The organism is Mesorhizobium sp. WSM4308, from assembly GCF_002294905.1.
Classification (GTDB): Bacteria; Pseudomonadota; Alphaproteobacteria; order Rhizobiales; family Rhizobiaceae; genus Mesorhizobium.
This window is the reverse complement of record NZ_NSFW01000015.1, coordinates 71737-97857: the sequence shown is the minus strand read 5'-3', so window position 1 is coordinate 97857 and position 26121 is coordinate 71737. Positions and strand designations below refer to the sequence as shown.

Here is a 26121-nt window from a genome sequence, read left to right as displayed (position 1 = left end):
ACGGCGAATTGTACTAGCGGCAGGGGCTGAGTTCCGGCATCTCGCCGTCGGAAAGCCCGTACATATAGCTGCGGCCTTTGACGAAGACCGGCGGCCGGTAGCAATCGCCATAGCCTGAAATCTCGTCGGATTCGTTCTGGTAGATCACCTTCGGCTGGCCGGCGCTGGTGTAGTCGGCCAGCTTCTTGGCCAGCTTGCCTTGGCCGACGATGATGCGCTTGTAGCCGGCCGCGCTGTCGATGACGAGATTGCCGAAGGAATCGGCGTAGACGCGATCCTGGTGGCGTCCATTGGCCAGCGTGGGCGTCGCCAGGCCGGCGAGCGAGACGGCCACGATAAGCGCCGAGAGGCGTGATCTGCTTGAGTTCGAACGCATGGTCTTCCCGATGGTTAGAGGCCAAAGCGCGTCGAGACGCGCTTTTTGGTTACTTGTCTGGATGCATGTCGTTGCCCCAAAACCGCTGACGCACTTTTGGGCGACATGCATGGCTCCTCGAATCAGAAATTAACCTTTTCTTAACCTTTGTTAAGAGGCCGGCGCGTTGCGCGGCGATGTCTCGTCAAACATGGTTAATTCCCGACTGGAGTGAAAACCCGATAGCCATCATTCGGCCATGCTTGGCGGCACCATCGCGGCCGGCATCGAATGGACTTAAAGGCAGCCTCGGGGCAACCTTGATCTGGGCGCAACATCGTGGCTAGTCTGCCGCGCGGGAGGACAGCATATGGGATTACGCCGGACGGTTCGGGTGTCCGTTTTCCCGTTGCTTGCCGTCGTTGCGGCCTGTGTGCCGCAGGATGGCGCGCCGAAGGCGGCCAATGTCGTCCCGCCTGCGCCGGCTCGGCAGTCCATCGCAGCCGCGACGCCCCCGGCATCGGCGCCTCCTGCACCGGCAACCAAGATCACCACCGACCTCACCGCGCCGCGATCCACAGTGGGTACGGCAACCTATGGATGCGGCAATGGCAGCGCGATCACCATCCAAAACCTCGGCTCGTCGTTGCGTGTGATCGAGCCGAATGGCGCGACCGAAGAGTTTGCGGCGTCGCCCGCCAACCAGTCCAGCCGCTACCAGGAAGCCGCCACGCATAACGCAATCGTGATCGACGGGCGTGAGGCGCTGGTGATGAAGAGGGGCTCGACACCGCAGACCTGCAAGCGCTAGGCCGCACGGCCAAGAAGTCGCTTATGCTGCACTGCAGCGATATCGAGCCGGCCTTGGGTCCTCCACCCCTAATCGATTGAAGCCCGAGCCTGCCTTTTTGTCAGACTAAATGACTTTTCCAAAACGATTTTCTGGCTTTGACGCGGTGCAAAAAGAGCATTAGAAACCGCCTGTCCGAAGTCGCAACCGGAAGCGGCAATGCCGCATTTCCATCTGAGGCTAAGCGCGTCGCGCCGAAACGGATTCATGCGACGCGCTTTGGATTGTTGTTCTGTGCATGCCGTCCTCGCAAAACCGAGGTCACTTTTGGGCGACATGCATGAAGACGCCGAACCTGGGGGAGCCATGAGCAAATCACCAGCCACCCGCGAATTCGCCAGACGTGAACGGCCGCTTTCGCCGCACCTGACGATCTACCGGCCGCCGGTCACCATGACGATGTCGATCATCCATCGCATCACCGGCGGGGCGCTTTATTTCGGCACGCTGCTGGTCTCGGTCTGGCTGATGGCGGCGGCGAGCTCTCAAGGCGTCTTCGACTGGGTCAACTGGGCCTTCGGCACCTGGCTCGGCCGGCTCATCCTGTTCGGCTACACCTGGGCGCTGATGCATCACATGCTGGGCGGCGTGCGCCACCTGGTCTGGGATACGGGCGCCGGGCTGGAAAAGCATACGGCCTCGAAGATCGCCTGGGCGACACTTGTCGGCTCGGTCCTGCTCACCCTGCTGATCTGGATCGCCGGCTACATGGCGCGAGGAGCCTGATCATGAGCGGCAAGAGCAATACCGACATGCGCACGCCGCTGGCGAAAGTCCGCGGCCTCGGCTCCGCCCGCGAAGGCACCGGCCATTTCTGGCGCCAGCGGCTGACGGCCATCGCCAACATCCCGCTGATGCTGTTCTTCGTCGGGTTCCTGATCGCGCTCAACGGCGCCGGCTATGCGGAAGTGCGCGCGGCGCTCGCCAATCCGTTCGTGGCGCTGGTACTGGCCCTGGTGCTCATTTCCGGGCTCATCCATATGCGCCTCGGCATGCAGGTGATCATCGAGGACTACATCACCAGCGAAGGCCTGAAGCTGGCGACGATCGCGCTCAACACATTTTTCACCGTAGCGGTCGGCGTCGCCTCGATCTTCGCCCTGCTCAAGCTGGCATTCGGAGGCTGAGTTGGCCAAGGACGCGAAATCAGCCAAAATGGCAGGCTATAATTTTGTCGACCACAAATTCGACGTGGTGGTGGTCGGCGCCGGGGGGGCGGGCCTGCGCGCCACGCTCGGCATGGCCGAACAGGGCCTGCGCACCGCCTGCATCACCAAGGTGTTCCCGACGCGCTCGCACACGGTGGCCGCGCAAGGCGGCATTGCCGCTTCGCTGTCCAATATGGGCCCCGACAATTGGCAATGGCATCTCTTCGACACCGTCAAGGGTTCGGATTGGCTGGGCGACATCGACGCGCAGGAGTACATGGTCCAGCAGGCGCCTGCCGCCGTCTACGAACTCGAACATTACGGCGTGCCGTTCTCGCGCACCGAAGAAGGCAAGATCTATCAGCGGCCGTTCGGTGGCATGATGATGAATTTCGGCGAAGGCCCGCCGGTGCAGCGCACCTGCGCCGCCGCCGACCGCACCGGCCACGCCATGCTGCACACGCTCTACGGCCAGTCGCTGAAGAACAACGCGCAGTTCTTCATCGAGTATTTCGCGCTCGACCTGATCATGGAGCCGGACGGCACCTGCACCGGTGTCGTCGCCTGGAACCTCGACGACGGCACCATCCACCGCTTCTCGGCCAAGATGGTGGTGCTGGCCACCGGCGGTTACGGCCGGGCCTATTTCTCCGCCACCTCGGCGCACACCTGCACCGGTGACGGCGGCGGCATGGCGGCTCGCGCCGGCTTTCCGCTGCAGGACATGGAGTTCGTGCAGTTCCACCCAACCGGCATCTATGGCGCCGGCTGCCTGATCACCGAAGGCGCGCGCGGCGAGGGCGGCTATCTCGTCAATTCCGAAGGCGAGCGCTTCATGGAGCGCTACGCGCCGTCGGCAAAGGACCTTGCCTCGCGCGACGTCGTCTCGCGCTGCATGACGCTGGAGATCCGCGAAGGCCGCGGCGTCGGCCCGAAGAAGGACCACATCTTCCTGCATCTCGACCATCTCGACCCAGCCGTGCTGCATGAGCGGCTGCCCGGCATTTCGGAATCGGCAAAAATCTTTGCCGGCGTCGACCTGACCAAGGAGCCGATCCCGGTGCTGCCGACGGTGCACTACAATATGGGCGGCGTGCCGACCAATTACTGGGGCGAGGTGCTCAACCCGACGGCGAGGAGCCCGGACAAAGTGTCGCCGGGCCTGATGGCGGTCGGCGAGGCCGGCTGTGCCTCTGTCCACGGCGCCAACCGGCTGGGCTCGAACTCGCTGATCGACCTGGTGGTGTTCGGCCGCGCGGCGGCGATCCGGGCCGGCCAGGTCATCGACCGCAAGTCGGCGATCCCCGCCCCCAACGAGGCCTCGGTCGAAAAGATCATGGATCGCTTCGACCGGCTGCGCCACGCCAATGGCTCGACGCCGACGGCAAGCTTGCGTGAAAAGATGCAGAAGGCGATGCAGGAAGACGCCGCCGTGTTCCGCACGCAGGAATCGCTCGAAAACGGCTGCAAGCGCATTTCGCAAATCTGGGGCGAGCTCAAGGACATCAAAGTGTTCGACCGCTCGATGATCTGGAATTCGGATCTGGTCGAGACGCTGGAACTGGAAAACCTGATGGCCAACGCCATCACCACCGTCTACGGTGCCGAGGCGCGCAAGGAGAGCCGCGGCGCGCATGCGCGTGAGGACTTTTCCGCGCGCGACGATGCCGCCTGGCGCAAGCACACGCTGGCCAGGGTGAGCGAAGACGGCAAGGTGACGCTCAGCTACCGGCCGGTGCACACCGAGCCGCTGCTGGCCGAAAAGGACGGCGGCATCAGCCTCGCCAAGATCGCGCCCAAGGCCAGGGTGTACTGACAATGGCGCTGGCGGCCACGGGATATTCCGGCAAGCCCCTTCCGGCCAAGCTCGGCCTGAAGGACGGTATGACCGCCGCCTTCATCGCGCTGCCGCCGGAGCTCGACGAACTGGCCGGCGCCGTCGATTTCGCAGAGGTCGATCGGCTGGCCGAATGGTCCGACATTTCGGGTAGCCATCAAAGATACGATGCCGTCCACGCCTTCACCAAACAACGCGCCGAGATCGAGGATCGCCTTGGCGACGTCGAGGCGGCGATCAAGCGTGACGGCATGGTCTGGGTGTCGTGGCCGAAGAAGGCATCGAAAGTGCCGACCGACGTCACCGAGGGTATCGTGCGCACTGAAGCGCTGAAGCGCGACCTTGTCGACGTCAAGGTCGCTGCCGTGAATGAAATCTGGTCCGGGCTGAAGCTCGTCATCCGAAAGGACCTGAGGTAATGGTCGAACTGACGCTCCCCAAGAATTCGAAGATCCAGCAGGGCAAGACCTGGCCGAAGCCGGAAGGCGCCACCAATCTGCGGGAATACCGCATCTACCGCTGGTCGCCGGACGATGACGAGAACCCGCGCATCGACACCTATTTTGTCGACATGGACGATTGCGGACCGATGGTGCTCGACGCGCTGCTGTGGATCAAGAACAAGATCGACCCGACGCTGACCTTGCGCCGCTCCTGCCGCGAAGGCATTTGCGGCTCCTGCGCCATGAACATCGACGGCTCCAACACACTGGCCTGCACCAAGGGCTGCGACGACATTTCCGGTGCGGTAAAGGTCTATCCGCTGCCACACATGCAGGTGGTGAAGGACCTGGTGCCCGACCTCACCAATTTCTACGCCCAGCACGCCTCGATCGAGCCGTGGCTGAAGACGGTGTCGCCGCAGCCGGCCAAGGAATGGCTGCAGAGCCATGAGGACCGCGAGAAGCTCGACGGGCTCTACGAGTGCATATTGTGCGCCTGCTGCTCGACCTCGTGCCCGAGCTACTGGTGGAACGGCGACCGCTATCTCGGCCCGGCAACCCTCTTGCAGGCCTATCGCTGGCTGATCGACAGCCGCGACGAAGCCAAGGGCGAGCGGCTCGACAATCTCGAGGACCCGTTCCGGCTTTATCGCTGCCACACCATCATGAACTGCGCGCAGACCTGCCCCAAGGGTCTCAACCCGGCCAAGGCGATCGCGGAGATCAAGAAGATGATGGTGGAGCGGCGGGTTTAGCTGCCGGATGCGGTCGATGGCTATCGCACCGGAAGCCGTCGAGGCGGCCGGGAACCGCACCCTCTATTTTTGGCAGTCACCTATTTACTGGAATGCGACTGTTAGACACGCAGAGAGTGGGCGGGGCTCGAACCCGCGTCCTCTCGCTTAGCAGGCGAGCGCTCTATCCAACTGAGGCTACCACTGCGTAACCCTTGCGGGTTGATCGTGTTCGCACGACCGGCGGGAATATGGGATAGCCGCCGTGCGGTTTCAAGTCACTTGCTCCGAAGCAATGAATACCTTTGGATACAGGTAACGAAATCTGCGGTCACGCATCAATCGACTCGCCTTCCCCCAAGAATCAGGCAAGCTACATCCTAGTTCAGCCAATTGAGTCGATGAAACTCTGACAATTGGAGAGATCAATGGTGCGCAGGGTTCGAGCAGGCAACGTAAAAACCGCTTTGTATAAAATTACGAAGGAACTAGTGGCAAAAGGCACATACTCTACTCCAAATGCTGTCAGGGAATTGAGGTCTAAACACGGAAAGGCAGTCGACGCCGATCTCCAAGACGTCTTGGATATGGGCCTAAAAGTTATTGCTGGCATTGTTCGTTCCAGGCCCAATGGGAGTGCCGACCAAGGTGATCTCACGCGGGAACTGGGTATCCGAGAATTTGAGACGTTCTTCTTTAACGGCCCAGACGGAAAATCCGAGAGTAAGGTCGTGAATGTTTTGGATTCGACCCTTGAGGTCTATGACTCTCGCGTGGTTCCAGTGAAAAAATCGCGCGCTGCGCTGAATGTAAAAGAGGGTTCAGCCAAATATTTCGAAGAGATGCGAGAGCAGGGACTGGTGGGTGTGACGCTTCGTAGATACCTCGCTGATCGGAGGTAGAACCTGCGGTGCGGCAGATGTTTGGCTCGCGCGTCGAGCGCAATGAGCTTCAGCTCGCAGTTCTCGCTCACTGCGCCGCTACCATGTGTCCGACGCCAGCGCCTTGATGCGGGAAAAGGACTGAAAAGTGTGACGCTTCGTAGCGCATCTGTCGGTCGAAAATGGACGACGTTTCGCGAACGGTCGTGGTATCGGAAGCTTTGGGTATAGAAATCCATGAGCGAAGACCTTCCCATCCTCTCCCCCATCGAAGCGCGCGTGCTCGGCTGCCTGATCGAGAAGAAGGAGCTGACGCCTGATGTCTATCCGCTGACGCTCAACGCGGCCCTTGCCGCCGCCAACCAGAAGACGGCGCGCGACCCGGTCATGGCGCTGGAACAGACGGAGGTGCACCGGGCGCTGAAGCTGCTCGAGCAGAAGGGGCTGGTGCGACAGATGTTCGGCTCGCGCGTCGAGCGCTACGAGCATCAGATGGCGCAACGCTTCTCGCTGACCACGCCGCAGACCGCCTTGATCGGCCTGCTCCTGCTGCGCGGGGCGCAGACGGCGCATGAACTGTTGGCTCGAGCCGAGCGCATGGCGCGGTTTTCATCCATCGAAGATCTGCGCGGTGAACTCGACATGCTGATCGGCCGCCGGCCGCCGCTGGTGCAGGAAATCCCGCGCGGGCCAGGCCAGCGCGAGGACCGCTACGTGCATCTTCTCGCCGGCCCGGTGGACGTTGCGGCTTTATCGGCGCAACGCAGTGCGCCGGCCATGCCTCACTCCGACCTGGAAGCGAGGCTGGAAGCACTGGAACAGGAAGTCGCCGCATTGCGCGCCCGGCTTGACGCGCTGGGCGCTTAGGCAACTGGCAATCATTATGGATGTTGGCGGAACAGCGCCCCCCTCTGTCCTGCCGCACATCTCCCCTCAAGGGGGGAGATTGGCAGCTCCGACCTCGGCGCTTGTCCGTTTTCTCAGCCAAGCCTGGCGTCGAGCGAGACCTTGATCGCGCCAAGCGCCTTGGAGACCGGGCATTCGGCCTTGGCCTTCTCGGCCAATTCCTTGAATTTCGCCGCATCGATGCCGGGCACCTTGCCGACCAGCGTGATCGCGCTGCCGGTGATGCCGGTGCCTGGAACCAGCGTCACCACCGCCTTGGCGTCGAGTTCGGCGGCGGGCGTGCCGTTCTCGGCCAGGAAGTGCGAAAGCTGCATGGCGTAGCAGCCAGCATGCGCGGCCGCGATCAGCTCTTCCGGGTTGGTGCCGGATTTGCCGCTTTCATCCTCGAAGCGCGCCTTGAACGAATAGGGTGTGCCCTTGAGCGTCCCGCTCTGGCTGTCGAGCGTGCCCTTGCCTTCTTTCAGATTGCCTTTCCAGACGGCGGTTGCGGTGCGGTCCATGAAGTCCTCCTTGGTTGTCGTGAACTCGGGGGTTGTCGTGAACTTGGCCCGGGTGAGCCCCCGCGTCCGCTCAACTATAGCGCGGGTGGGCGCGAACACCACCGCGCTGTTTGGACCACGCACGATGACGGCGCATTTGCATTCGGAAAAAATATTGGGGCAGCCTGGAAAAAATATCCGCGCAAAAATGTCGACTTCCATACGACCCGGCCGTCCTGTGGGCGGCCATGGGATTTGTGGCCTGATGGAGGTTCACATGGACAATCTGTTTTTCGCACTGTGGAAGAGCCCGGGCCACGCGCCTGAGCGACAGGAAGACTTCTGGCTGGATCCGCCGGCGCCCGGCTTCGGCCGGCTGCTGGCGGCGGTCGCCATCATCGGAGTCGGGGTGTGCTTTCTCGATCATGCGGCGGCCAAAGGCCCGGCTGACAGCCTGATCGCCTCATCCTATGATTCGTCGCGATAAGGGAGATGGACATGCAATATGTTTGCCTGGTTTACGGTGAGGAAAAGGATCTCCACGCCATGACGACAGAGCGGTTGGCCAAGCTCGACGCCGATTCGCTGGCCCATGACCGGTCATTGGACCAACGCGGGATGCTGATCATCGCGCAAGCGCTGCAACCGGTGAAAACCTCGAAAACCGTTCGCAGGCGCCAGGGCAAGCGGCTGGTCACCGACGGCCCGTTCGCCGAGACCAAGGAGCAGTTGCTCGGTTTCGTCATGATCGAGGCGAAGGATCTCGACGAGGCGCTGGAAATCGCCGGCGAGATCCCGCTGGCCGAGATCGGCACCATCGAGGTGCGCGCGATCTACAACGTGCCGGGGTCATAGCTGGCGTCCGGCTTCGACGGCAAGGCCCGTGGGCCAGGCTTGTTATTCGCCTAAGCTTCACCAGCCGCAAATTGAATTTTCTTCGCCGCAAGCAACCCGCGCGTGTTGAAGCAGCGCGTCAGTTCTCCTATCGTCCCTCGGATTTCCGGGGGATTTCGACATGCCTTTCCTGATTGCTGTCCTTGGCGTGCTGGGTGCGGCTGCGTTCTGGTGGTACCGGATGAAGGCCATGAACGATGCCGCGCGCGAGGTCGCCGATGTCGTCGGGCGCGTGCAAGGCAATATCAGGCGCAAGAAGCTGCGCAAGCAGGCGGCCCTGTCGCCGCTGACGGCGATCGACGATCCGGTGGTGGCCGCAGCGACGCTGATTGCATCGATCGTCTCCGAGAATGGGCCCATCCTGCCGCAGCGCGAGGCCGTCATCCGGGCGGTGATCTCCGAGATCGCCGACAAGAAGAAGACCGACGAGGCGGTGATCTACGCCAAATGGGCGGCCTCACAGATCGACGACACCACCGTCGTCATCGACAAGCTGGCGCCGTTCCTGCGCGAGCGTCTCGACGTCGCCGAGCGCAACGATCTGCTGCAGATGGTCAACCGCGCCGCCCAGGGCGGCGAGAAGCGCCTCGAGATCGCCGACCAGCGCATGCTGCGGCTGCGGCAGAAGCTGGGTTTTGAAGTGAACTAGGCTGTGCAGCCAGGGCGTAGTGAATGCAGCCTGGGGGCAACGCCTCGCGCACGCGAACACAATCGCTTGCTTCGAATTTCGGAATTGGGTTCCCGCTCTGCGCATTTCATGGCGGCCCCCTCGCTACGACCGGCATAATTTATCGGTCCGTCGATTGGCTCAAGGAGAATTCGTATGCGTGGTCATTGTTTATGTGGCGCCATTGCTTTCGAGGTCGATGGTCCGGCACAAGCATGCGTGAGCTGTCATTGTGAAAGTTGTCGGCGGCAATGTTCTGCGCCGATGACCACCTATATTGGCGTCTTGGACGACCAATGGCGATGGCTGGGCAAGCCACCGAAGGTATTCAATTCTTCTCCCGGTGTGGAAAGAACATTTTGCGATCACTGTGGCTCGCCACTGTCTTTCCGCTCAAAGAACATGTCCGGCGTCATGCATTTCTTTGCCGCGGCGATGGAGGAGCCGGAAAAATTTGCACCAACGCTGCATGTCGCTTTTGAGGAGAAGCTCCCCTGGTTGAAACTCGCCGACGGCCTGCCCACGCGTTTTGGGCCTGACTATAGGAAAGGCTAGATCGCCTCGCCTTTCAGCAGCCGCGGCGTGTCCGCGGATAATCCCGACGCCTGCCGGATGAAAAACTCCTTCAGGCGCGGCATGCGCTCGACGAGGCCGAGGCCGATGTCGCGGACGGTGCGCAGCGGGGTGATGTCGTTGGAAAACAGCCGGTTCAGCACATCCGTCGTGACGCCCATCTGCACCGTGTCGAAACGGCGCCATTGCTGGTAGCGTTCGAGCACGTCGAGCGCGCCGATGTCCTGGCCGAGCCGGTCGGCCTCGACGATTACCTCGGCAAGCGCTGCCACATCCTTGAAGCCGAGATTGAGGCCCTGGCCGGCGATCGGATGGATACCGTGGGCGGCGTCGCCGGCAAGGGCCACGCGCGGAGCGACGAAGGCGCGCGCGATGGTGAGGCCGAGCGGCCAGGCGCGCGGCTTGTCGGCGACGCGGATCTCGCCGAGCTTCAGGCCGAAACGCTGTTCGAGCTCATGCTCGAAGACGAGATCGTCGCCTTCCACCAGCGCTTTGGCATCTTGCGCGCGTTCGACCCAGACGATCGACGAGCGGTTGGTGCCGTCTTCGTCGGGTTTCAGCGGCAGCGTGGCGAAGGGGCCGGCCGGCAAGAAGTGCTCTTCGGCACGGCCATTGTGCGGGCGTTCATGCGCCACGGTGCAGACGATGCCGGACTGGCCATAGTCCCACTTCACCGTCTTGATGCCGGCCATGTCGCGCAGCTTCGAATTGACGCCGTCGGCGGCGACCAGCAACCGTGCGGTCAGCGCGGCGCCGTCGGCCAGATGCACGGTGATGCCGGCGCCATTGGTCTCGAAACCCTGCACGGCGACACCTTCGATGATGTCGATGCCGAGCGTTTCGGCCCTGGCGCGCAAGGCGCCGTTCAGCGACTTGTTGGCGACCATATGCGCGAAGGGCTCGCCCGGCGCCACTTCGCCGCCAAAGGTCAGGAACACCGGGCGCACCGGATCGGCGCTGCGCGAATCGGTGATGATCATCTCGGTGATCGCCTGCGCCTGCGGCGCGATCTCGGCCCAGACGCCGAGCTGGTCGAGCATGCGGCAGGCGGCAGCGGCAATGGCCGAGGCGCGGCCGTCCCTTTGCCAGGCGCCGGCGGGCGCGGCATCGACCAGCGCCACGGCCAGATGCGGTCGCGCCTGCTTCAGCGAGACGGCGGTGGCCAGGCCGACATAGCCCGCGCCGGCGACGAGAACATCGAGCCCGGATCTGGTCTTGGCGTCCGCCTTGCGTTCCATTGCCTTGGCTCCTTGCGCGCCGGCCCTGGCCCGCGCCCTTGACGGCTCGTTCTTCCTGTCGGAAACCGCCATAGCAATTTTGCGGCGAGGTCACAAAACATGACGGCGGCGATCGACGAGCTTCTGAGCATTCTCGACCTCGAGAGGCTGGAACACAATCTGTATCGTGGTCGCAGCCCCCAGGTGGAGTGGCAGCGCGTGTTCGGCGGCCAGACCATCGCCCAGGCGCTGGTTGCGGCGCAGCGGACGGTGGAACCGGACCGCTTCGTGCATTCGCTGCACGGCTATTTCATGCGGCCGGGCGACATCAGGGTGCCGATCGTCTACGAGGTCGACCGCATCCGCGACGGCGGCTCCTTCACCACCCGACGCGTGCTGGCGATCCAGCACGGACAGGCGATCTTTTCGCTGGAAGCCTCGTTCCAGGTCGACGAGAAGGGGCTGGAGCACCAGTTCGCGCTGCCCGACGACGTGCCGCCGCCGGAAGGGCTGCTGACGCAGCGCCAGCTGCTCGAAAGAGCCGAACGCGTGCCGGAGGCGGTGCGCCGCTTCTGGGCGCGCGAGCGGCCGCTGGAGCTCAGGCCGGTCAATCTCCAGCACTATGAAAGCCGCGACAAGCTGCCGCCCCGGCAGAATGTCTGGATCCGCCTTGCCGGCCCGGTTCCCGACGACCGCGCGCTGCAATCGGTGCTGCTGGCCTATCTCTCCGACATGACGCTGCTGGACACCTCGACCTTCGCGCATGGGCGCGGCCTGTTCGATCCCGACATCCAGGCGGCGAGTCTCGACCATTCGATGTGGTTCCACCGGCCGCATCCGCTCGACGGCTGGCTGCTCTATGCCCAGGACAGCCCGTCGAGTTCGGGATCGCGCGGCTTCAGCCGCGGCACGCTCTATGCGCGCGACGGCACGCTGATCGCCTCGATGGCCCAGGAAGGGTTGATCCGGCTCAAGCGTTGAGCATTGCGAGTCTTGTTTGAGCAGGATCACCGGACAAACGAAAACCGTTTGTCCGAGAAAACCCGGCTCGGCTTTTCGGGATCATGCTCAAAGCCGGCAAATTAGGCAATTTCCAAAAATTGCATATTTTTTGAGCATGTGATGTGCCGCGGGCATTGGCACCTGCTGCCTCCAATCACCTCATTCCCTTTGTTTACAACAGGTTAACACCCTGCTTCGGCACTTGGCACGGAGCTTGAATCCTTGTGGGCACTCTCCGGCTCTTTGGGATCGGTGAAGTCGTGCAAACGCGGGGGACCGCAACAGCAAAGGGTGAAACCTTATGAAAATCGTGATGGCAATCATCAAGCCGTTCAAGCTGGACGAGGTACGCGAAGCGCTTACCGCCGTCGGCATCCAGGGCCTGACCGTCACCGAAGTCAAAGGCTACGGGCGTCAGAAGGGACATACGGAAATCTATCGCGGAGCGGAATACGCGGTCAGTTTCCTGCCGAAGATCAAGATCGAGGTCGCTGTCAGTGCGGACATGGTCGACAAGGCCGTCGAAGCCATCACTGCCGCGGCCAAGACCGGCCAGATCGGCGACGGCAAGATTTTCGTTTTCGGCATCGATCAGGCGGTGCGCATCCGCACCGGCGAAACAGACACCGACGCGCTCTGAGCGGCGAACACGTATTCCAATGGAGAGTTCAATGAATATTTCTTCCACCTTGAAGACGACGGGACGGGCGGCCCTTCTGGGCTCGCTTGCCCTGGCAGCATTGGGCAGCGTCGCCGCCTTTGCGCAGGAAGCCGCTCCGGCCGCTGCCGCCGCCGCGCCTGCTGCCGCGCCCACCCCGGTGCTCGACACCGGCAACACCGCCTGGATGCTGACCTCGACGGCCCTGGTGCTGATGATGACCATTCCGGGCCTGGCGCTGTTCTACGGCGGCATGGTGCGCAAGAAGAACGTGCTCGCCACCATCATGCAGAGCTTCGCCATCACCTGCCTGGTCACGGTGCTGTGGTTCATGTTCGGCTATTCGCTGGCCTTCACCACCAATGAATCCGCCAGCATGAACAGCTACATCGGCGGCTTCTCGCGATTCTTCCATCACGGCATCACCGTCTCGACGCTGTGGCTGCCGGGGGTCGCGAACATTCCTGAATTCGTCTTCTCGATGTTCCAGATGACCTTTGCCATCATCACGCCTGCCCTCATCGCCGGTGCCTTCGCCGAGCGCATGAAGTTCTCGGCGCTGCTGATCTTCATGGCGCTGTGGCTGCTGGTCGTCTATGCGCCGATCGCGCATTGGGTCTGGGGCGGCGGCTTCCTTGGCGCGGCCGGCGTGCTCGACTTCGCCGGCGGCACGGTCGTCCACATCAACGCCGGTGTCGCGGGCCTGGTCTGCGCGCTGGTCCTGGGTAAGCGCGAAGGCTACGGCACCACCAACATGGCGCCGCACAACCTGGTCTACTCGGTGATCGGCGCCTCGCTGCTGTGGGTCGGCTGGTTCGGCTTCAACGCCGGTTCGGAACTGGCGGCCGACGGCCTTGCCGGTGCCGCCATGCTCAACACCCAGGTCGCCACCGCCGCGGCGGCTCTCGCCTGGATGTTCGCCGAATGGATCGTCGCCAAGAAGCCCTCGGTGCTCGGCATCATCTCGGGTGCCGTCGCCGGTCTCGTCGCGGTGACGCCGGCTTCCGGCTTCGTCAACCCGACCGGCGCCTTCATCGTCGGCATCGTCGCCGGCGTGATCTGCTACATCTCGGCGGTCAAGGTGAAGCACATGTTCGGCTATGACGACTCGCTCGATGCCTTCGGCGTCCATGGCGTCGGCGGCGTGGTCGGTGCGTTGCTGACCGGCGTGCTCGCCGATCCGGCGATCAATGCGCTCGGCAAAGACGCTTCCATCGGCAAGCAGCTCTACGGCATCGTCTTCACCATCCTGTGGACGGCGATCGCCACCTTCGTGATCCTCTACATCGTCAAGGCGCTGGTCGGCCTGCGTCCGACGACCCAGGAAGAGGTCGAAGGCCTCGACATCTCCCAGCATGGCGAAGTGGTGCCGTAAGGCCAGCCTCGCCAATGGGGCCGGCGGATCCTCCTCCCGCCGGCCCCGTTGTCCCTCACGCAATTCCAGGGAAAACCGCAATCCGGCTTTCCCGGAGCTGCTCCAGAGATCCCGTCGTGACGCTCCCGCAAGGAGCTCACGCCTTGAGGCCCGGATTGTTTCCGGGCCTCTTTTTTTTGGTAAAATGTTCTAGCTATACCCCGGTTCGCGCAATCACGTTCGCGTGATGGACCTTTGGGAAGAAACATCGACCGCATTGGTTCCGAACTGTGGGGGCGATCGTCGTTCTGACGCTCGTGCAAAAAACAGGGAGGAACTTTCTCATGAACCTCAAGAATATCTGCCTTGGAGCGCTCGCTCTTTCCATGGTCGGTGGCATGGCATTTGCCGGTGCTCTGGATGAACCGGACAACATGGCACCGTTCTTCACCGATTCCAGCATGAAGACCATGAAGCCCGAGGCGGATTTCAAAGCAGCCTGGGCCTCGACGGCCAAGGACAAGCAGGACCAGATGATGAAGGAGTGCCAGGACGCAGCGATGAGCAAGCCTCACGCCGAATTCTGTGCCAACCTGATGATGTATGCCGGTCACAAGTGATCGCGCGGGATCGGGCAGAGGCCGATCTTTTTGTTGCCGAGCGAAACGATGGCGGGTCTACGTGCCCGCCATCGCTTCGTTTGCAAGTGCACTTTGGCGGAGACCGCAGGCGTTCCCGATGCCTTCCGGTGACGGCGTCTATCCGCCGATCCCATCGTCCATCATGGTGTTTGTCAGCGCCTCATAGGCGCTGCTGCAGGCCTGGGAATGGGGGCAATTGCGGACAATCAACGTCGGCGCCACCGTCAGCATGGCCGCCATCAGAATTTGCAGGCCGAGACCCAGCAGCCCAAATCCCTTGCCGAACAGGCCCCTGCACAGAAAATACAGGCCCTGTATCAGGCAGGCGGAGGCGAGCACGTGCAGGAGTGGGCCCGTCGTTCTGGCAAAGGGCGTCACGTGACCATCCGGGAAGCCCACCATCCCGAGCTCGACAAACCAGAGCACAGCAAGCAGGAGACTAAGCCCTGCCCAGGCCAGAGCTGCCACGCGCAGGACGATGGATTGCATGCCTCTATCCATTTTGGTGGTCGCACGGCAACGTTGCACGCTCCGTCCGCTACCGCTTCAACCTGAAGTGACGGGGTTTGATGATCTCAACTTCTTATAGTTAATGCGCCCTTAACCTTCCCACCGATAGTCTGGCATCCGAATCTGCCGGAGTGCGTCATGCGCTCTGGCCAGGCAATCACTGACGGGGAAGAGCATGCGTTCAGGGGCTTCAGCACCGCTCGCGATGACCGATACGGGGCACGGCATCCAGGCTTTCGCGCGGCGCCAGGTCGGCCGGCTGGTCGGCGCCGGCATGTTTGCGGCTGTAGCCTTCGGGGTTGCCAGCCTCGCCACCTGGAACGTTGCCGATCCAAGCTTCTCGCACGCCACCAACAACACCGTCACCAACGCCATGGGCTATGCCGGTGCGGTTTTCTCCGATCTCGCCATGCAGTTCTTCGGCCTTGCCGCGGTTGCCGCGCTGGTTCCGGCTGTCATCTGGGGGTATCTGCTGTTTTCGGCGCGCGGCGTCGACAGACTGCCCAAGCGCGGTTTGTTCTGGTTCGGCTTCGCGCTGCTTGCCGCCGCGATCGCCGGCTGCATCGTTCCGCCCAAGACCTGGCCGCTGCCCACCGGCCTCGGCGGCGTGTTCGGCGACATGGTGCTCAAGATTCCCGGCATGCTGATCGGCGGCTACCCGACCGGGCTGATCGCCAGCGTGCTCGCCGTGCTGCTGGCCGGGCCGGCGCTCTGGCTGTTCGCCTATGGCTCGGCGCTGATCGGGCGCAAGAACGGCTTCGCCGTGATGGAAGAGCCGGCGACCGCGGACGCGCGCGAGGACGATCTTCTGTTCGACAATGAAGAGGATGAGGGCGACGAGGGCATATTGGCGCTCGGCGCCATCACCCATTGGTGGCTGTCGCTGCGCGCGTGGATGCATCGCCGCGCGGTGCGCCGCAGGCAGGAACGCGACGAATACGAGCCGGAGATGGAGCCGCGCCCCAGCGCCTGGCGGCGCGCCGCCGAGCGTGTCGAATCGGCCGAATTCGCCGAGCAACGGATGAGCCCGGACGGCCGCGCCCGCGTCGAGCCGGAATTCTTCGCCGCCATGGTCAATGACCGCAGCGTATCCGTCGATCCGGACGATGACGACATCTTCGACCGCGACGACATGGATTTCGACGAGGAGCCCGTCACCCAGCGCCGGGCGGCGCCAACGGCCAAGGTGCAGCAGTTCCGTTCGGATGCCGCCACCCGCGTCGAGGCGCCGGCGCCGCGCCCGGCGCCGGGCGCGCGCGTCCAGCGCGAGGCGCAGACCTCACTGATCGGCTCGGACAGGTTCGAAATGCCGTCGCTGCATTTCCTGTCCGAACCGAAGAACGTCGCGCGAGACCCAAGTCTCTCCAAGGACGCGCTGGAACAGAATGCGCGGCTGCTTGAAGGCGTGCTGGAGGATTTCGGCGTCAAGGGCGAGATCATCGCCGTGCGCCCGGGTCCCGTCGTCACCCTCTATGAGCTGGAACCGGCGCCCGGCATCAAGTCGTCGCGGGTCATCGGCCTTTCCGACGACATCGCCCGCTCGATGAGCGCGATCGCCTGCCGCGTCGCCGTGGTGCCCGGCCGCAACGCCATCGGCATCGAACTGCCGAACGCCAAACGCGAGACGGTGTATCTGCGCGAGATCATGGCCAGCCGCGATTTCGAGACGACCAAGGCAAAGCTGGCGCTGGCGCTGGGCAAGACCATCAACGGCGAAGCCGTCATCGTCGACATCGCCAAGATGCCGCACGTGCTGGTCGCCGGCACCACCGGCTCGGGCAAGTCGGTGGCCATCAACACCATGATCCTGTCGCTGCTCTACCGGCTGACGCCGCAGGAATGCCGGCTGATCATGATCGATCCGAAGATGCTGGAACTCTCCGTCTATGACGGCATCCCGCATCTGCTCACGCCGGTCGTCACCGATCCGAAGAAGGCGGTGGTGGCGCTGAAATGGACCGTGCGCGAGATGGAGGACCGCTACCGCAAGATGTCCAAGGTCGGCGTGCGCAACATCGACGGTTTCAACGCACGCGTCCAGCTGGCGGAGAAAAAGGGCGAAAAAATCTCGCGCACCGTGCAGACCGGCTTCGACCGCCAGACCGGCGAGGCGATCTACGAGACCGAGGACCTCGATCTTGAGCCGATGCCCTATATCGTCGTCATCATCGACGAAATGGCCGACCTGATGATGGTCGCCGGCAAGGACATCGAGGGCGCGGTGCAGCGCCTGGCGCAGATGGCGCGTGCCGCCGGCATCCATGTCATCATGGCGACGCAGCGTCCGTCGGTCGACGTCATCACCGGCACCATCAAGGCCAACTTCCCGACCCGCATCTCCTTCCAGGTGACGTCGAAGATCGACAGCCGCACCATTCTAGGCGAGCAGGGCGCCGAGCAGCTGCTCGGCATGGGCGACATGCTCTACATGGCCGGCGGCGGCCGCATCCAGCGCGTGCATGGTCCCTTCGTCTCCGACGACGAAGTCGAGAAGATCGTCGGGCACCTGAAGCTACAGGGTGTGCCCGAATATCTCGACGCCATCACCGAGGATGACGACGAGGATGACGACGAACCATCCGGCAAAGGCGGCGGCTCCGGCGGCGGTAGCGGCGGCAATTTCGAGGATTCCGACGATCCCTACGACCAGGCGGTGGCCGTGGTGCTGCGCGACGGCAAGGCGTCGACCAGCTACATCCAGCGCCGGCTCGGCATCGGCTACAACCGCGCCGCCTCGATCATCGAGAAGATGGAGAAGGAAGGCATTGTCGGCCCGGCAAACCACGCGGGAAAACGCGAAATCCTGGTGCCGACCGAGGACGACAAGTTCTGATGGCGGGGAGGTCACGGCAACTTTGAACCCTCTGGCGCGTTCAGCAACTAAGCAGCGTTCGGCCCGCCAAACTTCAGCCCAACTGGGGGTTCAGGACAGCGACAGATAGAGGAATCACCACGAGAGTGACCGACATGAAAAACGATCTTTCCAAGCTCAGCGATTTTGCCCCGACTCGCCGCCAGCTCCTCGGCCTCGGCCTTGTCGCTGCCGGTGCAGCCGCCTTCAACGTGGTGCCCGGGTTCGAGCTTCTGGCCTCGGCGCAGGCGGCCGTGCCAGCCGCCGCGCAGAAGATCGCCGACCATTTCTCCTCGGTCAAATCGATGAGCGGCGAATTCGTGCAGTTCGGCCCCAAGGGCGAGCAGACCGGCGGCAAATTCTTCCTCGAGCGGCCGGGCAAAATCCGCTTCAACTATGACGGGGCGTCGAATTTCAAGGTGATTTCCGACGGCAAGTCGGTGGTCATCCTCAACAAGAAGATGAACACATCGGACCTTTATCCGTTGTCGAAGACGCCGCTGAAGCTGCTGCTCGATGACCGGATCGACCTCTCCGGCGACCGCGTCAAAAGCGTCAAGGAAGAAGACGACCTCACCACCATCCAGCTTTCCGACAAGTCGGTGTTCGGCAATGCGCGCATCACCATGATGTTCGATCCGAAAACCTATGATCTGCGCCAGTGGACGATCACCGACGCGCAAGGCAAGGACACGACGGTGATGATCTTCAACACCAAGGAAGGCGTCAGCTTCGCGCCCGACACCTTTGCCATCGACTATACGGCGAACCGCGAGCTGAATACGAAGACGCGCTGATCGCTGACTTGTTAGCCTCCTTGCTTCGCCATCCTAGGGCGGAGCAAGGAGCGAAGCGACGCGGCGCAGACCCCTGGAGCTGTGCTCCGCAGCCCAAGGGATACATGCCGTTACGCAAGAGCGTCGAGGCGGTGCCAGGCGGGGTGGGAACGGTCGCTACAGCGTTCATTCTGCCCCGTCGTCTTGTTCGACAGACCTCACGGAATGGATCCCAGGGTCTCCGCGACGGCGCTGCGCGCCTGCTTCGGCCAGGGATGACGAAGTTCGGGGGCTTTGACCGACCCCGAAGGGTTCGCAGCAAGCCCGGCTTGTGTTTGCGGCGCCCGGCTGGCAGTTTCCGGACCGACTCCCTCAAAAGGCGTCTTCCCTGTCAGGGCCGATCGATCCTGGCTGGCTGCACGCTGTCCGGATTGCCAAATGCCTTTTTCCATCGCCACCTGGAACATCAACTCCGTGCGCCTGCGCATGCCGATCGTCGAGCGCCTGCTCGATGAATACGCGCCCGATGTGCTGTGTCTGCAGGAGACCAAGGTTCCGGACGAGCTGTTCCCGGAAAAGGCATTCCGCAGGCTCGGCTACCAGCACATCGCCTTTCATGGCCAGAAGGGCTATCACGGCGTCGCCACGGTGGCGCGGCGGCCGATCGCGGTGGTCGAAAAGCGCCGCTTCTGCGAGATCGAGGACAGCCGGCATCTGTCGGTGTCGGTGCGCGCCGGCGGCAAGACGATCCTGCTGCACAATTTCTACGTTCCGGCGGGCGGCGACGAGCCCGATCCCGAAATCAACAGGAAATTCAAGCACAAGCTCGACTTTGTCGCCGAGATGAACGCCATTCGCGCCGAGCATACAGAGGTGTCCGCCTCGGTGCTGGTCGGCGACCTCAACATCGCGCCACTCGAGCACGACGTTTGGTCGCACAAGCAATTGCTCAATGTGGTCAGCCATACGCCGGTCGAGACCGAAAACTTCGAGGCGATGCGGCTCGCCGGCAATTGGGTCGACCTGATGCGGCACAACGTGCCATTCGACCAGAAGCTCTACACTTGGTGGAGCTATCGCGCGCAGGACTGGGAAGCATCGAACCGGGGCCGGCGGCTCGACCATGTCTGGTCGTCGCCCAATCTGGTGCCTGATTTCGCCGGCTACGAAATCCTGCGGGCGGCGCGCGGCTGGGAGCGGCCGTCGGACCATGTGCCGGTTATCGCGCGGTTCAACCTGGATTAGGTGTGCCGAAGCTCCCGCCTAATGTAGTTCCTGGCTGCAACCGACGATCGCTCTCACCTCCCCGAAAACCGTGGCGCCAGTTCCTCGATGCGGCGGATCATGTCCTGGAATTCCTCGGAGATGCGCTGGTGCAGCTTCACCGCCACTTCCGGATATTCCTCCAGGATGCGGCGGAACATCTTGCGGCTGAGCCGGATCACTTCCGAGTCGATTTCGGCCGACGCGCTGGTCAGCCGGTTGGTGTCGGCGATCAACGCCAGTTCGCTGAGCATGGTGCCGGGGCCGGCGGTGCCGATCGGGATGCGTTCGCCACTCTGCTCGCGATAGAGCACGATGCGTCCGCTGACCACGACATAGGCCGTATCGGCCTCGTCGTCCTCGCGGTAGAGCTTGTGGTTGGCCTGCAGCAGGGTGGTCTCGGCGCCGAAGGCGAGCAGGCGCAGCTGTTCCTGCGTGAAACCCTGGAAGAGCCTCACGGCGGACAGAATGCGGATGTCGTCATCCAACGCCATCTCTAGCTGCGTCCCCGAACGGTCAGTCCAATCCCTCCTTCACGAGTCGATCCTTAATCCCCTCCAACAGGATCGCACCCGAAAGCGGTCCCGCCCAGACCGCCTATTGGATAATGAAATGTTTAAGGAACCAGCTTGTAGCCACCGCTTTCTGTCACAAGAATTTCCGCATTGGAAGGATCGCGCTCGATCTTCTGGCGCAGCCGGTAGACATGGGTTTCCAGCGTGTGCGTGGTGACGCCGGAATTGTAGCCCCAGACTTCCTCCAGCAGCACGTCGCGCGTCACCACCTTTTGGTCGGCGCGGTAGAGATATTTGATGATCGAGGCTTCCTTCTCCGTCAGCCGCACCTTGCCGCCACGCGGGTCGATGAGCAGCTTCTGGCTGGGTTTGAAAGTGTAGGGGCCGACCGAGAAGGTCGCGTCCTCGCTCTGCTCGTGCTGGCGCAGCTGGGCACGGATGCGCGCCAGCAGCACCGCGAAGCGGAACGGCTTCGTCACATAGTCGTTGGCGCCGGCCTCGAGACCCAGAATCGTGTCCGAATCGGTGTCGTGGCCGGTCAGCATGATGATGGGCGCCTTGTAGCCGCCCTTGCGCAGGATTTTGACGGCCTCGCGGCCGTCCATGTCGGGCAGGCCGACATCCATGATGAGCAAGTCGATGAGGCCGCCGCGTGCCGCCGTGACGCCTTTTGCCGCAGTCGCTTCCTGCAACACGTCGAATTCCTCGTAGAGGGCGAGTTGCTCGACCAGTGTGCCGCGCAGGTCGTCGTCGTCGTCGACGATTAGGATGGTGCGTGAAGTCATGGATCAATCCGTTGTTTTGAAAATGAAATTCAGTTGACCGCTGCGTATTTATGCGGAAGCTGGCCGACACAATAGCCGATCACAGTGATTTGTTCCGTGGCACGATCATACAAGAAAAAACGCGATCGCAATGCAGCCGGCGCAATTTTGCCGAAACGGCTGCGTGTGCTGACCGTGCGGGCAAGGCCCGGCCACCCCAGCCAGGGCCTGCTGCAGGTCGGGAAAACAGTGTTTGCCTGCGCGCTGGGGCGTGGCGGCATCTCGGCCGACAAGCGCGAGGGCGATGGCGCCACGCCGCTCGGCTCGATGCGGATCCTGTCGGGTTATTTCCGGGGAGATGAGTTTGCCGGTGGCCGCCGGACGCGGCTGGCGATGACGCCGATCGGGCCCGATCTCGGCTGGTGCGAGGTATCAGACGACCGCAACTACAACAGGCCGGTCAAGATCCCCTATGGCGCCAGCCACGAGCGCATGCGGCGCGACGACCGGCTCTACGACGCCTGCCTGGTGCTCGACTGGAACATCGCGCCGCGCCGCCGCGGGCGCGGCAGCGCCATCTTCTTTCACCTGGCGCGGCCAGATTTCACGCCGACGCAAGGTTGCGTGGCGGTGACCGCGCGCACGATGGCCCGGCTGCTGCCGCTGCTGTCGGATAGGACGATGGTGAGGGTGGTGCGGTAGGGAATGGGCAGTAGGCAGTAGGCAGTAGGCATCTCTTTCTACGCCTATTCCCTGCCGCCTACTGCCCAACCCCTTTCTATCGCTTCTGCCAACCCGTGCCCAGCAGTCCGATTTCGCGAAGCTCACGGTCCATCGCCCTGGCAATGTCGCGGCGTTCGCCGCCGATATCGCGCAGTTCACGGTCGGAGAGGTCGTCGACCGATTCCAAGGGAAGCCTGGCGGCGACGTTGGCCTGGCGCAGCCAGTCGAACGTGGCGCGCAGCCACTGCGTGAGAGATGATTTCTGGGTGGTGTGGGACTTCAGAGCGATGTCGGTCATGGCTTTATCCGGTTTCTCCGGATATCAAATCCGGTTTGAAGGTATCTCGATGTCGAGATCATGCCGGATTGAAAAACAAACGGGAAACGAGTAGTTCTTTTCAGATTATCAAGTTTTATTTGGAGATCAGATGTCTCGCCTCCTGCCCGGAACGCGCGCGCTGAGGACCTTCGAGGCGGCGGCGCGTCACCTCAATTTCACCCGCGCCGCCGACGAGCTTGGGCTGACGCCGGCCGCGGTCAGCCACCAGGTCAAGGAAATCGAGGATCAACTCGACCTGGTGCTGTTCACGCGCACCAGCCGCACCATGCGGCTGACGGAAGCGGGAAACGTGCTTCACGAAGCATCGATCGATGCGCTCGACCTGCTCAACCGGGCGGTGTCGCGCGCCCGCAAGATGACGCGCGGCACGTCGCTCTTGAAAGTGACGCTCGACGCCCAATTCGCGACGAAATGGCTGATGCGGCGCATCGACGATTTCCGCCGCCAGCGGCCAGGCATCGAGTTGCGTTTCGACATCTCCTACGATGTCAGGGACTTCGAGCGCGACGACGTCGATATCGGCATCCGGTTCGGCACCGGCAGATATGCCGGGCTTTGCGCGCACCGGCTGTTCGACAACATCATCATCCCGGTGTGCAGCCCGGCGCTGCTGGCTTCCGGGCCGCCGCTCAACGAACCGCGCGATCTCTTCCAGCACACGCTCGCGCATATCGATTGGTCGCGGCAAGGTGTCACCTGGCCGAACTGGAGCATGTGGATGCAGGCGGCCGGCGTCGACGATTTCGACGACAGCCGCACCCTCGTCTTCGGCTCCTCGACCGATGCCACGCAGGCGGCCCTCGACGGCAATGCCGTGGCGCTGGCCGACTTCGCCATGGTCGCCAACGACCTGTCGCAAGGGCGTCTCGTGCGCCCCTTCGAGCTCGGCATCAAGGTCGCGCCGGACTTCGCCTATTTCCTGGTTTATCCGGAAGCCGTGAAGGACGACGCCCGCATCGCGGCGTTTCGTGAGTGGCTGCTGGAGGAAGCGGCAAAGACGCACGGCACGGAGAAGGTGTAGGCCGCTGCCGGGCCTGTCCTTCGGTCACGACCGGGCGCTATGGCCGAAGATCATGCGCGTGTACTTCTTCCAGTTCCATTTCACGCTTTTGTAAAGACGCGGGTATCTTTTCGCCGAAATGGACGTCTGAAACGCCCCGTTTTCGCTGCCCTGTTCGACAATGGGCCGTTCGAACCAAAGCATTTCAACCCCGAGCCTCTCGTCCATCTGCTCAATCTGGTGATCGATCGCCGTCGATATCTTGTTTTGCGCGATCCAGGCGCAACGGGCCTCGGCAACCGGGCGGGTAATAAGGTAGGAATCGGTGCATCTGGCATGCAGTGCCGGATAAAGCTTCTGGCCCTTCCGCAATTTCCAGCCCGGCGTGTAGTAGTTGCTGCCATTGCCGAGATAGATGACGGCCTTGCGGCTGGGGCTGCCGAGTTCGGAAAGCCCCTGCCGGAACTTGGCGACGAAGTCGCGGGCGAGGAAGACGTCGTCCTCGAACACGAGGCAATAGGGAAGGTCGGTCTCGAGGAAGTCGCGCCAGATGCCGACATGCTTCAGCGCCAGCGAGACGGTCGCCGGATGGGTAAGGGCTGGCGCGACCAGCTCGTTTCGGATTTCCGGCGTGATGTCTGCCTGGTCCCAGTCCGTGTAAAAATAGACCGGCACGCCGCGCCGCTCGAATTCGCGGACAATGTGCCGGCGCCGGTCGTCATAGCCCTGCTTGACGTGGCAGATCCGGCTGAACACCTGGTCGCGTGGAAAGCCGGACTCGTCCGCCATCGTCAGCGCGCCGCCTTAGCTTGCCGCGGCGCCGAACCAGCCGATCACCGCGCCGACGATCAACAGGACGCCCAGCCAGTGACCACCGTCGATGAGGGTCAGGTCCCAGCCGAAATTTTCGTAGCGATGGTTGACCGACAGCGTCGTGGCGATGAACCCCAGCCAAAGCACGAAGCCGAAGACAAGTCCGGCGAGCAATGTCGGTTCACCGCCCGTCATCGCGGCGACGATCAGGGCCATGATGTAGGCCATGACCAGTTCGGCGACGAAGCTGATGACGAAAGGCAGGGGCGATTTCTTCATCGTCGCCGGATCGAGCTTGGCGGCCTTCAGCCACGGCTTGCTCAACGCCATGTACCAGGCGGCGCCGAACAGCCAGGCCAAGACGGCGGCGGCAATGACCGCCAGCCAGTTCACTGCTGAAAAATCCATGAGCTTCCCCCTCCAGATGCAGGCCATGCGACATGCATGCATTCTGTATCAGGCGCTTCGGCGATGGCGTCAAGCAAAGCGCCAGACGGTGGTGCGCTTGACCAGGGAATCCTCCAGCGCCCGCGTGACCTCCACCTCATAGACCGCAAGCGGCTCCAGCCCCGATTTCGGCAGATACGACCGGCCGGGATCGCCGACGAAGATCTCGGCTCCGCGCGCCTTGAGTGTCGCGAACCACGGCATCAGGCGGTCGGCGAAGGATTTGTCGTAGAAAACGTCGCCGGCCAGCACCACGTCCCAGCCCGCGTCGGTGCCGATGCAATCCGTGCCGAGGTAGCCGATCCCGACGCCATTGGCCTCGCTGTTGAGGCGGATCGCCGTGGCGCAGAACGGGTCGATGTCGGCTGCGATAACTGCGGCAGCGTCCGCCTTGGCGGCGGCGATGGCGACAAGGCCGGAGCCTGAGGCGAAGTCGAGCACGCGCTTGCCTCGCACCGTGTCGGGATTGTCCAGGACATAGCGGGCAAGGCCCTGTCCGCCGGCCCAGGCAAAGGCCCAGAAGGGCGGCGGCAGGCCGATCTCGACCAGTTCGTCCTCGGTGCGCTGCCACAGATCGTGCGCTTCATCGGCGAGACGCAGCAGAATCTCGGGCACATGCGGCGGCGCCATCAGCGCCGTGTTGTCGAGGATAAATTGCTTCGCGCCGTGCGGGGTGAGCGCCGTCACGGAGCGGGCGTCAGGCCGCCCATGCGGCAGACTTCCTTCCATTCGGCCGGGGTCACCGGCTGCACGGAAAGCCGGCCGAGCCGCACCAGCGCCATTTCGGCGAGCTTCGGATTGGCTTTCACCTGTTCTAGCGTCGGCGGCGTCGGCACATCGCGAACCGCGCGGATGTCCACGCATTCCCAGCGCGGATCATCCGAAGTGGTGTCGGGGTGGGCCAGCGCGCAGACTTCGGCGATGCCGACGATGTTGAGCCCCTCATTGGAATGGTAGAAGAAGCCGAGATCGCCGATCTGCATGGCCTTCATGTTGTTGCGGGCGGCGTAGTTGCGCACGCCGTCCCATTGCGTGCCGGCCTTGCCCTTGGCCTTCAACGCCTCGAAGGAGAAGACCGAGGGTTCGGATTTGAACAGCCAGTAGTTCATGTTTCTCCTCCGTGCGATCGAGGTGCAGGCAACCGGAATTAACTAGCCGCCGGCTTGTTGAACGTCCAGTTCCACTGGCGAATTTCGACGCTTTCGAACAGGCCCGCCTTGGCATAGGGGTCGGCGGCCGACAAGGCCTGCGCCGCGGCCAGATCCGGCGCCTCGACGACCACGAGACTGCCATTGGGCTTGCCGTCGGCATCGAGGAACGGACCGGCGAAGGCCAGTCTCTTGTCCGCATTCAGCCCTTCGAGAAAAGCGACATGCTCGGGCCGCGTGTCGAGGCGCACCTGCAGGCTCGCGGGCTTGTCCTTGCAAATCAAAGCGAACAGCATGGTCTTTCTCCTGGGTTCTTCTGGATCAGAGTCGTG

General features: G+C 62.9%; 33 protein-coding genes and 1 tRNA gene. 21 read left to right on the top strand and 13 right to left on the bottom strand.

Annotation, left to right across the window (positions count from 1 at the left end):
- Nucleotides 1–13: 13 nt before the first annotated feature.
- Nucleotides 14–376, bottom strand: a complete 363-nt coding sequence (locus CK227_RS25700; RefSeq protein WP_095774778.1) for a hypothetical protein — start codon at nucleotides 374–376, stop codon at nucleotides 14–16.
- Nucleotides 377–725: 349 nt separating this feature from the next.
- Between CK227_RS25700 and CK227_RS25695 the strand changes: the two genes are divergently transcribed.
- The 6 genes from CK227_RS25695 (at nucleotide 726) to CK227_RS25670 (ending at nucleotide 5388) form a co-directional block, all read left to right on the top strand.
- Nucleotides 726–1166, top strand: coding sequence for a hypothetical protein (locus tag CK227_RS25695; RefSeq protein ID WP_095774777.1), 441 nt, complete (start codon nucleotides 726–728; stop codon nucleotides 1164–1166).
- 345 nt (nucleotides 1167–1511) lie between these two features.
- Nucleotides 1512–1931, top strand: a complete 420-nt coding sequence (gene sdhC / locus CK227_RS25690; protein ID WP_095774776.1) for a succinate dehydrogenase, cytochrome b556 subunit — start codon at nucleotides 1512–1514, stop codon at nucleotides 1929–1931.
- A gap of 2 nt (nucleotides 1932–1933) precedes the next feature.
- On the top strand, nucleotides 1934–2332 hold the full coding sequence (sdhD, locus tag CK227_RS25685) for a succinate dehydrogenase, hydrophobic membrane anchor protein (RefSeq protein WP_095774775.1): 399 nt from the start codon (nucleotides 1934–1936) through the stop codon (nucleotides 2330–2332).
- Between the two features lies 1 nt (nucleotide 2333).
- Nucleotides 2334–4169, top strand: coding sequence for a succinate dehydrogenase flavoprotein subunit (sdhA, locus tag CK227_RS25680; RefSeq protein ID WP_095774774.1), 1836 nt, complete (start codon nucleotides 2334–2336; stop codon nucleotides 4167–4169).
- A 2-nt stretch (nucleotides 4170–4171) separates the two neighbouring features.
- Nucleotides 4172–4609, top strand: a complete 438-nt coding sequence (locus tag CK227_RS25675; protein ID WP_095774773.1) for a DUF3052 family protein — start codon at nucleotides 4172–4174, stop codon at nucleotides 4607–4609.
- Nucleotides 4609–5388 (top strand): succinate dehydrogenase iron-sulfur subunit, encoded by a 780-nt coding sequence (locus CK227_RS25670; protein ID WP_010912301.1) that lies wholly within the window; start codon nucleotides 4609–4611, stop codon nucleotides 5386–5388. The genes CK227_RS25675 and CK227_RS25670 overlap by 1 nt, the downstream gene beginning before the upstream one ends.
- Before the next feature lie 112 nt (nucleotides 5389–5500).
- Here CK227_RS25670 and CK227_RS25665 read toward each other — a convergent pair.
- Nucleotides 5501–5576: transfer RNA gene (locus CK227_RS25665), tRNA-Ser, on the bottom strand.
- A gap of 219 nt (nucleotides 5577–5795) precedes the next feature.
- Between CK227_RS25665 and CK227_RS25660 the strand changes: the two genes are divergently transcribed.
- The gene (locus CK227_RS25660; RefSeq protein ID WP_095774772.1) at nucleotides 5796–6269 is read left to right on the top strand and encodes a hypothetical protein; all 474 of its coding nucleotides are present in this window, start codon (nucleotides 5796–5798) and stop codon (nucleotides 6267–6269) included.
- Between the two features lie 216 nt (nucleotides 6270–6485).
- Nucleotides 6486–7115 (top strand): YceH family protein, encoded by a 630-nt coding sequence (locus CK227_RS25655; protein ID WP_095774771.1) that lies wholly within the window; start codon nucleotides 6486–6488, stop codon nucleotides 7113–7115.
- Nucleotides 7116–7228: 113 nt separating this feature from the next.
- Here the strand turns inward: CK227_RS25655 and CK227_RS25650 are convergent, their stop codons facing one another.
- Nucleotides 7229–7654, bottom strand: a complete 426-nt coding sequence (locus CK227_RS25650) for an OsmC family protein (RefSeq protein ID WP_010912297.1) — start codon at nucleotides 7652–7654, stop codon at nucleotides 7229–7231.
- 124 nt (nucleotides 7655–7778) lie between these two features.
- Between CK227_RS25650 and CK227_RS37445 the strand changes: the two genes are divergently transcribed.
- From CK227_RS37445 to CK227_RS25630, 4 genes are all read left to right on the top strand, one after another.
- Nucleotides 7779–8120 (top strand): hypothetical protein, encoded by a 342-nt coding sequence (locus tag CK227_RS37445; RefSeq protein WP_245318254.1) that lies wholly within the window; start codon nucleotides 7779–7781, stop codon nucleotides 8118–8120.
- 11 nt (nucleotides 8121–8131) lie between these two features.
- On the top strand, nucleotides 8132–8488 hold the full coding sequence (locus CK227_RS25640) for a YciI family protein (RefSeq protein ID WP_095774876.1): 357 nt from the start codon (nucleotides 8132–8134) through the stop codon (nucleotides 8486–8488).
- Nucleotides 8489–8648: 160 nt separating this feature from the next.
- On the top strand, nucleotides 8649–9176 hold the full coding sequence (locus CK227_RS25635; RefSeq protein WP_095774769.1) for a hypothetical protein: 528 nt from the start codon (nucleotides 8649–8651) through the stop codon (nucleotides 9174–9176).
- A gap of 174 nt (nucleotides 9177–9350) precedes the next feature.
- Nucleotides 9351–9749: a GFA family protein gene (locus CK227_RS25630; protein ID WP_095774768.1), complete on the top strand. Its 399-nt coding sequence runs from the start codon at nucleotides 9351–9353 to the stop codon at nucleotides 9747–9749.
- On the opposite strand, the gene CK227_RS25625 is transcribed toward CK227_RS25630, so the two are convergent.
- Complete coding sequence (locus tag CK227_RS25625) at nucleotides 9746–11005, bottom strand: ubiquinone biosynthesis hydroxylase (RefSeq protein ID WP_095774875.1); 1260 nt, start codon at nucleotides 11003–11005, stop codon at nucleotides 9746–9748. The genes CK227_RS25630 and CK227_RS25625 overlap by 4 nt on opposite strands.
- A gap of 99 nt (nucleotides 11006–11104) precedes the next feature.
- On the opposite strand from CK227_RS25625, the gene tesB reads away from it, so the two are divergent.
- The 4 genes from tesB to CK227_RS25605 all read left to right on the top strand — a co-directional run bounded on the left by tesB (nucleotide 11105) and on the right by CK227_RS25605 (nucleotide 14618).
- Nucleotides 11105–11965: an acyl-CoA thioesterase II gene (gene tesB / locus CK227_RS25620; RefSeq protein ID WP_095774767.1), complete on the top strand. Its 861-nt coding sequence runs from the start codon at nucleotides 11105–11107 to the stop codon at nucleotides 11963–11965.
- A gap of 322 nt (nucleotides 11966–12287) precedes the next feature.
- Entirely contained in the window at nucleotides 12288–12626 is a 339-nt protein-coding gene (locus tag CK227_RS25615; RefSeq protein ID WP_013528889.1) for a P-II family nitrogen regulator, read from the top strand.
- A gap of 31 nt (nucleotides 12627–12657) precedes the next feature.
- Nucleotides 12658–14019, top strand: coding sequence for an ammonium transporter (locus tag CK227_RS25610; protein WP_095774766.1), 1362 nt, complete (start codon nucleotides 12658–12660; stop codon nucleotides 14017–14019).
- Nucleotides 14020–14342: 323 nt separating this feature from the next.
- Nucleotides 14343–14618: a hypothetical protein gene (locus tag CK227_RS25605; protein WP_095774765.1), complete on the top strand. Its 276-nt coding sequence runs from the start codon at nucleotides 14343–14345 to the stop codon at nucleotides 14616–14618.
- A gap of 138 nt (nucleotides 14619–14756) precedes the next feature.
- On the opposite strand, the gene CK227_RS25600 is transcribed toward CK227_RS25605, so the two are convergent.
- A complete protein-coding gene (locus tag CK227_RS25600; protein ID WP_095774764.1) occupies nucleotides 14757–15128 on the bottom strand; it encodes a hypothetical protein in 372 nt (123 codons plus the stop codon).
- Nucleotides 15129–15324: 196 nt separating this feature from the next.
- Between CK227_RS25600 and CK227_RS25595 the strand changes: the two genes are divergently transcribed.
- The 3 genes from CK227_RS25595 to CK227_RS25585 all read left to right on the top strand — a co-directional run bounded on the left by CK227_RS25595 (nucleotide 15325) and on the right by CK227_RS25585 (nucleotide 20021).
- A complete protein-coding gene (locus CK227_RS25595; RefSeq protein WP_095774763.1) occupies nucleotides 15325–17982 on the top strand; it encodes a DNA translocase FtsK in 2658 nt (885 codons plus the stop codon).
- Nucleotides 17983–18116: 134 nt separating this feature from the next.
- Nucleotides 18117–18797 carry an outer membrane lipoprotein carrier protein LolA gene (locus CK227_RS25590; RefSeq protein ID WP_095774762.1) on the top strand — a complete coding sequence of 227 codons (681 nt, stop codon included), beginning with the start codon at nucleotides 18117–18119 and terminating at the stop codon, nucleotides 18795–18797.
- Between the two features lie 417 nt (nucleotides 18798–19214).
- A complete protein-coding gene (locus CK227_RS25585; protein ID WP_095774761.1) occupies nucleotides 19215–20021 on the top strand; it encodes an exodeoxyribonuclease III in 807 nt (268 codons plus the stop codon).
- Nucleotides 20022–20074: 53 nt separating this feature from the next.
- On the opposite strand, the gene CK227_RS25580 is transcribed toward CK227_RS25585, so the two are convergent.
- Nucleotides 20075–20533, bottom strand: a complete 459-nt coding sequence (locus CK227_RS25580; protein ID WP_095774760.1) for a cyclic nucleotide-binding domain-containing protein — start codon at nucleotides 20531–20533, stop codon at nucleotides 20075–20077.
- 122 nt (nucleotides 20534–20655) lie between these two features.
- Nucleotides 20656–21339, bottom strand: coding sequence for a response regulator transcription factor (locus CK227_RS25575; protein ID WP_010912284.1), 684 nt, complete (start codon nucleotides 21337–21339; stop codon nucleotides 20656–20658).
- A gap of 144 nt (nucleotides 21340–21483) precedes the next feature.
- Between CK227_RS25575 and CK227_RS25570 the strand changes: the two genes are divergently transcribed.
- Entirely contained in the window at nucleotides 21484–22020 is a 537-nt protein-coding gene (locus CK227_RS25570) for a L,D-transpeptidase (RefSeq protein WP_179295986.1), read from the top strand.
- A gap of 76 nt (nucleotides 22021–22096) precedes the next feature.
- Here CK227_RS25570 and CK227_RS25565 read toward each other — a convergent pair whose 3' ends face one another.
- Complete coding sequence (locus CK227_RS25565; protein WP_095774758.1) at nucleotides 22097–22339, bottom strand: hypothetical protein; 243 nt, start codon at nucleotides 22337–22339, stop codon at nucleotides 22097–22099.
- 130 nt (nucleotides 22340–22469) lie between these two features.
- Between CK227_RS25565 and gcvA the strand changes: the two genes are divergently transcribed.
- Entirely contained in the window at nucleotides 22470–23402 is a 933-nt protein-coding gene (gene gcvA, locus CK227_RS25560) for a transcriptional regulator GcvA (protein ID WP_095774757.1), read from the top strand.
- Between the two features lie 24 nt (nucleotides 23403–23426).
- Here gcvA and CK227_RS25555 read toward each other — a convergent pair whose 3' ends face one another.
- From CK227_RS25555 to CK227_RS25535, 5 genes are all read right to left on the bottom strand, one after another.
- Nucleotides 23427–24170, bottom strand: coding sequence for a glycosyltransferase family 25 protein (locus CK227_RS25555; protein ID WP_095774756.1), 744 nt, complete (start codon nucleotides 24168–24170; stop codon nucleotides 23427–23429).
- A gap of 15 nt (nucleotides 24171–24185) precedes the next feature.
- Nucleotides 24186–24602, bottom strand: a complete 417-nt coding sequence (locus CK227_RS25550; RefSeq protein ID WP_095774755.1) for a DUF1761 domain-containing protein — start codon at nucleotides 24600–24602, stop codon at nucleotides 24186–24188.
- A 69-nt stretch (nucleotides 24603–24671) separates the two neighbouring features.
- Nucleotides 24672–25328 (bottom strand): methyltransferase, encoded by a 657-nt coding sequence (locus tag CK227_RS25545; RefSeq protein ID WP_095774754.1) that lies wholly within the window; start codon nucleotides 25326–25328, stop codon nucleotides 24672–24674.
- Nucleotides 25325–25750: an EVE domain-containing protein gene (locus CK227_RS25540; protein WP_095774753.1), complete on the bottom strand. Its 426-nt coding sequence runs from the start codon at nucleotides 25748–25750 to the stop codon at nucleotides 25325–25327. The genes CK227_RS25545 and CK227_RS25540 overlap by 4 nt, the downstream gene beginning before the upstream one ends.
- A gap of 38 nt (nucleotides 25751–25788) precedes the next feature.
- On the bottom strand, nucleotides 25789–26085 hold the full coding sequence (locus CK227_RS25535; RefSeq protein WP_095774752.1) for a YciI-like protein: 297 nt from the start codon (nucleotides 26083–26085) through the stop codon (nucleotides 25789–25791).
- Nucleotides 26086–26121: the final 36 nt, after the last annotated feature.